The organism is Acidobacteriota bacterium (genome assembly GCA_012517875.1).
Taxonomy (GTDB): domain Bacteria; phylum Acidobacteriota; class JAAYUB01; order JAAYUB01; family JAAYUB01; genus JAAYUB01.
The window spans coordinates 1-4,235 of record JAAYUB010000043.1 but is presented as its reverse complement, the minus strand read 5'-3'; the positions used below and the strand labels follow the sequence as shown (position 1 = coordinate 4,235).

General features: G+C 67.2%; 6 protein-coding genes. All 6 read left to right on the top strand.

What is annotated here, in order from left to right:
- Positions 1–662: alpha/beta fold hydrolase (locus GX414_05540; GenBank protein NLI46553.1), on the top strand; the 662-nt coding region annotated here is incomplete at its 5' end.
- A gap of 123 nt (positions 663–785) precedes the next feature.
- Entirely contained in the window at positions 786–1,250 is a 465-nt protein-coding gene (locus GX414_05535) for a hypothetical protein (GenBank protein ID NLI46552.1), read from the top strand.
- A 456-nt stretch (positions 1,251–1,706) separates the two neighbouring features.
- Positions 1,707–2,561, top strand: a complete 855-nt coding sequence (locus GX414_05530; GenBank protein NLI46551.1) for an FRG domain-containing protein — start codon at positions 1,707–1,709, stop codon at positions 2,559–2,561.
- Between the two features lie 101 nt (positions 2,562–2,662).
- Positions 2,663–3,421, top strand: coding sequence for a DMT family transporter (locus GX414_05525; GenBank protein ID NLI46550.1), 759 nt, complete (start codon positions 2,663–2,665; stop codon positions 3,419–3,421).
- A complete protein-coding gene (locus tag GX414_05520) occupies positions 3,370–3,651 on the top strand; it encodes a DMT family transporter (protein NLI46549.1) in 282 nt (93 codons plus the stop codon). Before GX414_05525 ends, GX414_05520 begins: the two co-directional genes overlap by 52 nt.
- A gap of 81 nt (positions 3,652–3,732) precedes the next feature.
- Positions 3,733–4,215: a hypothetical protein gene (locus GX414_05515; GenBank protein ID NLI46548.1), complete on the top strand. Its 483-nt coding sequence runs from the start codon at positions 3,733–3,735 to the stop codon at positions 4,213–4,215.
- The last annotated feature ends 20 nt before the right edge of the window (positions 4,216–4,235 follow it).

The following is a 4,235-nucleotide window of genomic DNA, read 5'->3' as shown; positions in this document are numbered from 1 at the left end:
CCCGCCGCCGGACGGATTTCGCCGGCTGGGTGGTCCCCGACCTGCCCGGCCACGGCGAGTCGGACCGGCCGGCTGACATGGCCGGACTGACCATGACGGGATTGGCCGCCGCACTGGCCGAACTGCTGGACGCCGAAGGCATCCGGGAGATCGTCCTCGTCGGTCACTCCATGGGGGGCGCGGTGGCCCTGGCGCTGGCCCAGCAACTGCGCAACTCGGGCGCCGCCCGGGTGGCCGGGTTGGTCCTGGCCGAGGGGAACCTCGACGCAAACGACGCCTTCCTGTCGGCGCGCGTCGCCGCCCAAAGCCGGGAGGACTTTTCGGTCTGCGGCTGGGATGCGCTGCTGGCGGAGCTGGCGGCCCAGCGCGGGATGGCCGGGTATCTGCGCACGCTCCGGCGCGCCGGACCTGACACGCTCCACGGCTGCAGCGTCAGCCTGGTAGCCATGTCGCGGGCCGAGGTGACAGTGCCGCTGGTGGAGGCGGTGGACACGCCCCGGCTGTTCGTCTTCGGCGCGCGGAACCGCGGCCGGTTCACCTCGGAGGCCCTCGCCCGGCGCTTGGGGCCGGTGGCGTTCGTCCCCCGGGCCGGCCACGCCATGTACGTCGACAATCCGGCCGGCTTCTGGTCCGTGATCCGGGCATTCCTGGCGGGGCTGTGACGGGAATCGAACCCCCGCCTGCGGTTCGCCGAAGGCCTCGAGCTTCAGGTGAGCGCCGGTCGGGCGCAGGCGGCATCCGACCAAGTTGTGGCTTTATCCGATTCAACTCGATGGAGGCGTGGGATGGCGTCAGATGGTGTGAACTTGCAGTGCGTGTCCGCGGACGACCGCTTCAACCTGGAGGCGGCCGATTTCTGCACCGTGCCGGGCTACCTGATCCTGCGGGTGACGGGCGGGGCCACCCGCCTCGCCGGACTCGCGTCGGAGACGGCTAGGGCCCTGGGCGAGATGCTGGCGCGGGCGGCCGCCGCCATCGAGGTCGCGACAGGGGCCGACCGTGTGTACGTCCTCTCGTTCTGCGAGGTGGACCGCCGGCTCCATTTCCATCTCTTTCCCCGCACCGCCTGGCTGCTCGAGGCGTTCCGCACGGCCACCGACGCCGGTCCGACCGACGCGGTGGACGGGCCGGCGCTGTTCGGATGGGCCCGCGCCGCTTGCGTGCCCGGCCGGGCGCTCCCCGCCGGCGCGCCGGATCCGGCGGCCGTGACGGCGGCGCTCCGCACCGCGCTGTATCGTTCATCTCACTGAACGAGGTGATCTACTGGCTTCGAGAGATCAATCTGGAATCGTGCTTTGGCAAATTCAGCGACACCTGTTCGCCGAAGATTGTGGCCGAGCTCAACGGCCAGCATGTGAAAGTGGTTCGGCTGGAAGGCGACAAGGTTCCGTGAACTTGCGAACCTGCGAACCTGCGAACCTGGAACTTGCGAACCTGCGAACCTGGAACTTGCGAACCTGCGAACCTTCATACCTTCAAGCTTTCAAACCTTAAAACGGTTCGATTACGATTACGATCACGATCACGATTACGATGAAGATGACGATTACGAGCACGAAGAATATCACTGTTCACCGTTTAGTGTTCACTCCTCACTCTCCTTCATTCTGCAACCGAGATGTGATTTAATGATGATGAGTTCGTCCCCGATTGACCGCTCTCGACGGTCGGGCCTTCGCGATCCCGGCGGAAACAGGAGCCGCGCCATGAGCAACGACATCCGGGTCACATCCTGGGCGCAGGTCCAGGACGAGCTGTTCTACGCGTCGTGGGATCCCGCCATCCGACGGTTCCGCTCGCCGTACGTCTTCCGCGGACTGTCCGACGCCGGCTACGCTCTGGAATCGTCGTTGATCCGGCTTCGCGGTCCATATGCGCAGATGGAGCGCCACTTGCTGCGCAACTTCCGCAAATACGCCCAGGGGCTGTTCGGCGACTTCACCTCGTTCTGGCACCTGCTGGCGGTGGCCCAGCACCACGGTCTCCCCACCCGGCTCCTGGACTGGACCTACTCGCCGGCGGCCGCGCTCCACTTCGCCACCGCCAACATCGAGCGGTTCGACATCGACGGTGTGGTCTGGATGGTGAACCTGCATCAGGTGCACGCGCATCTGCCTCAGCCCCTGGGCGAGCCCCTTCGGGCGGAGGGCGCCGACGTGTTCACCGTGGAGCTGCTATCCCAGCTCACCAAGGCCGCCGACGCTGAAGGCCACAGCAAGGCGGATGAGGGGAGCTCGTTCCAGCATCTGATCCAGTCATTGGAGGACTTCGACGCGCTGGCCGCAGGCGGCGAGTTCCTGCTTTTCCTGGAGCCGCCGTCCATCGACGAGCGCATCGTCAACCAGTTCGCCCTCTTCTCGGTGATGCCCAACCCGTCACGCCCCATCGATGACTGGCTGAACCATCATCCGGAGCTGTTCCGCCGCCTCATCATTCCGGCGGCGCTCAAGTGGGAAATCCGCGACAAGCTGGACCAGAGCAACGTCACCGAGCGTGTGCTCTTTCCCGGGCTGGACGGCCTGTGCGACTGGCTCAAGCGCCACTACAGCCAGAAAACCTGACTGGATGGGTCGGAACACCCGAGAATTGGATCTGTACGGCGGATCTCATTCCACGTATGATCCGCCGGGAACGAGTGTACAGTGTCGGGCGAAGACACCCCATGATTTCGGAGCGATCCAATCTGGCCCGCGGCTTTCCCCTGGCGATCGCCAGCGCGGCCATTCTGTCCACCACGGCAATCTTCATCCGCTATCTGACCCTGAACTACACGCTGGCGCCGCTGGCGCTCGCAGTCTGGCGGGACCTCTTCGTGGTGGCCGTGCTCGCCCCGGCGCTGGCCCTGGTCGCCCCGCGCCGGCTCCGCGTGGGCCGCGGCGACATTGCCTTTCTCGCCGGCTGGGGCCTGGTGCTGGCGGCGTTCAACGCGTTCTGGACCCTCTCGGTAGCCGCCAACGGCGCGGCGGTGGCCACGGTGCTGGTGTACTCATCGGCGGCGTTCACGGTGCTGCTGGGCTGGCGGTTGCTGGGGGAGCGCCTCGACTGGGCCCGGCTGCTGGCGGTGGGCTCCGCGTTCGCCGGCTGCGCCCTGGTGTCGGACGCGGCGGACCCCGCCGTCTGGCGGACGCAACCGGGCGGAATCCTCCTCGGTCTCCTGTCGGGCCTGGGCTATGCGGCCCACAGCCTGATGGGTCGATCGTCGTCGCGGCGGGGTCTGGATCCTTGGACCGCGCTGCTCTACATTTTCGGCTTCGCCACCCTGTTTCTTCTGGTGCTCAATCTGACCCCCGGGGCGGCGGCAGCGGGCGGAGCAGCCCGGCCCGTCGAGCTGCTGCGCTGGGCGACGCCTGGGCCGGCTGGGGGGTGCTGGTGCTGCTGGCCGTCGGGCCCACCGTGGCCGGCTTCGGGCTGTACAACGTGAGTCTGACCCACCTGCCGTCGGGGATCGTGAACCTCATCGCCACGCTGGAACCGCCCTTCACTGCGGTCATCGCCTACGCACTGCTCGGTGAGCGCCTCACCCTGCCGCAGGCGGCGGGCGGTGCGCTGGTGGTGGCGGGTGTGGCGGGGCTGCGGGTCTGGGAGGGATGGCTGGCCGGGCGGGATCGCCCCGTCGCGCCGGACCCCTGCGACACGGCTCGCTGCGACTGAGCCGCCGCAATTTTCGCCGGCGGGTTTGACAGCCGCCGGTCTGCGGGGATATCATGCCGGCATTCCAATGGAGGCGTTCCGATGAACACAATCTTGAGAACGATCTTCTTGGGACTGATCCTCACGATCCCGGTCGGCGCGGCAGACGTGGATATCAACATCGTCCTGCCGGTGGTGCATTTTGACCGGGATCCTCAGCTCGTGGTAATCCCCGAGACGTACATCTATTTCATCCCCGACCGTGACGATGACTTCTTCTTCTACCGGGGGCATTGGTGGCGGCCGTACCGGGACGTCTGGTTCCGGGCGGTGAGCTTCAACGGGCCGTGGGTCCGGGTGGCGGTGGTCGACGTGCCGTCGGTCATCGTCAAGTTGCCGACCGGCTGGCGGGCGCTGCCGCCGGGGCATGTGCGGGTCCGGTGGGTGGACGTGAACCGCTACTGGAAGCAGTGGGAGCGGGAGAAATACTGGCACTCAAAGGCCTACTGGCACCGTGCCGCGCCGCCCCCGCCGCCTCCGCCGGCGGCCAAGGGGAAGCCGCCCAAAGCGAAACCGAAAAAGTAGCCGCGGCCCGGAGGATCGGG

Excerpts from the sequence above, each read along its gene's own strand:
- GX414_05525 (NLI46550.1), top strand. The coding sequence starts at position 2,663 with ATGATTTCGGAGCGATCCAATCTGGCCCGCGGCTTTCCCCTGGCGATC.
- GX414_05530 (NLI46551.1), top strand. The coding sequence starts at position 1,707 with ATGAGCAACGACATCCGGGTCACATCCTGGGCGCAGGTCCAGGACGAG.
- GX414_05515 (NLI46548.1), top strand. The coding sequence starts at position 3,733 with ATGAACACAATCTTGAGAACGATCTTCTTGGGACTGATCCTCACGATC.
- GX414_05535 (NLI46552.1), top strand. The coding sequence starts at position 786 with ATGGCGTCAGATGGTGTGAACTTGCAGTGCGTGTCCGCGGACGACCGC.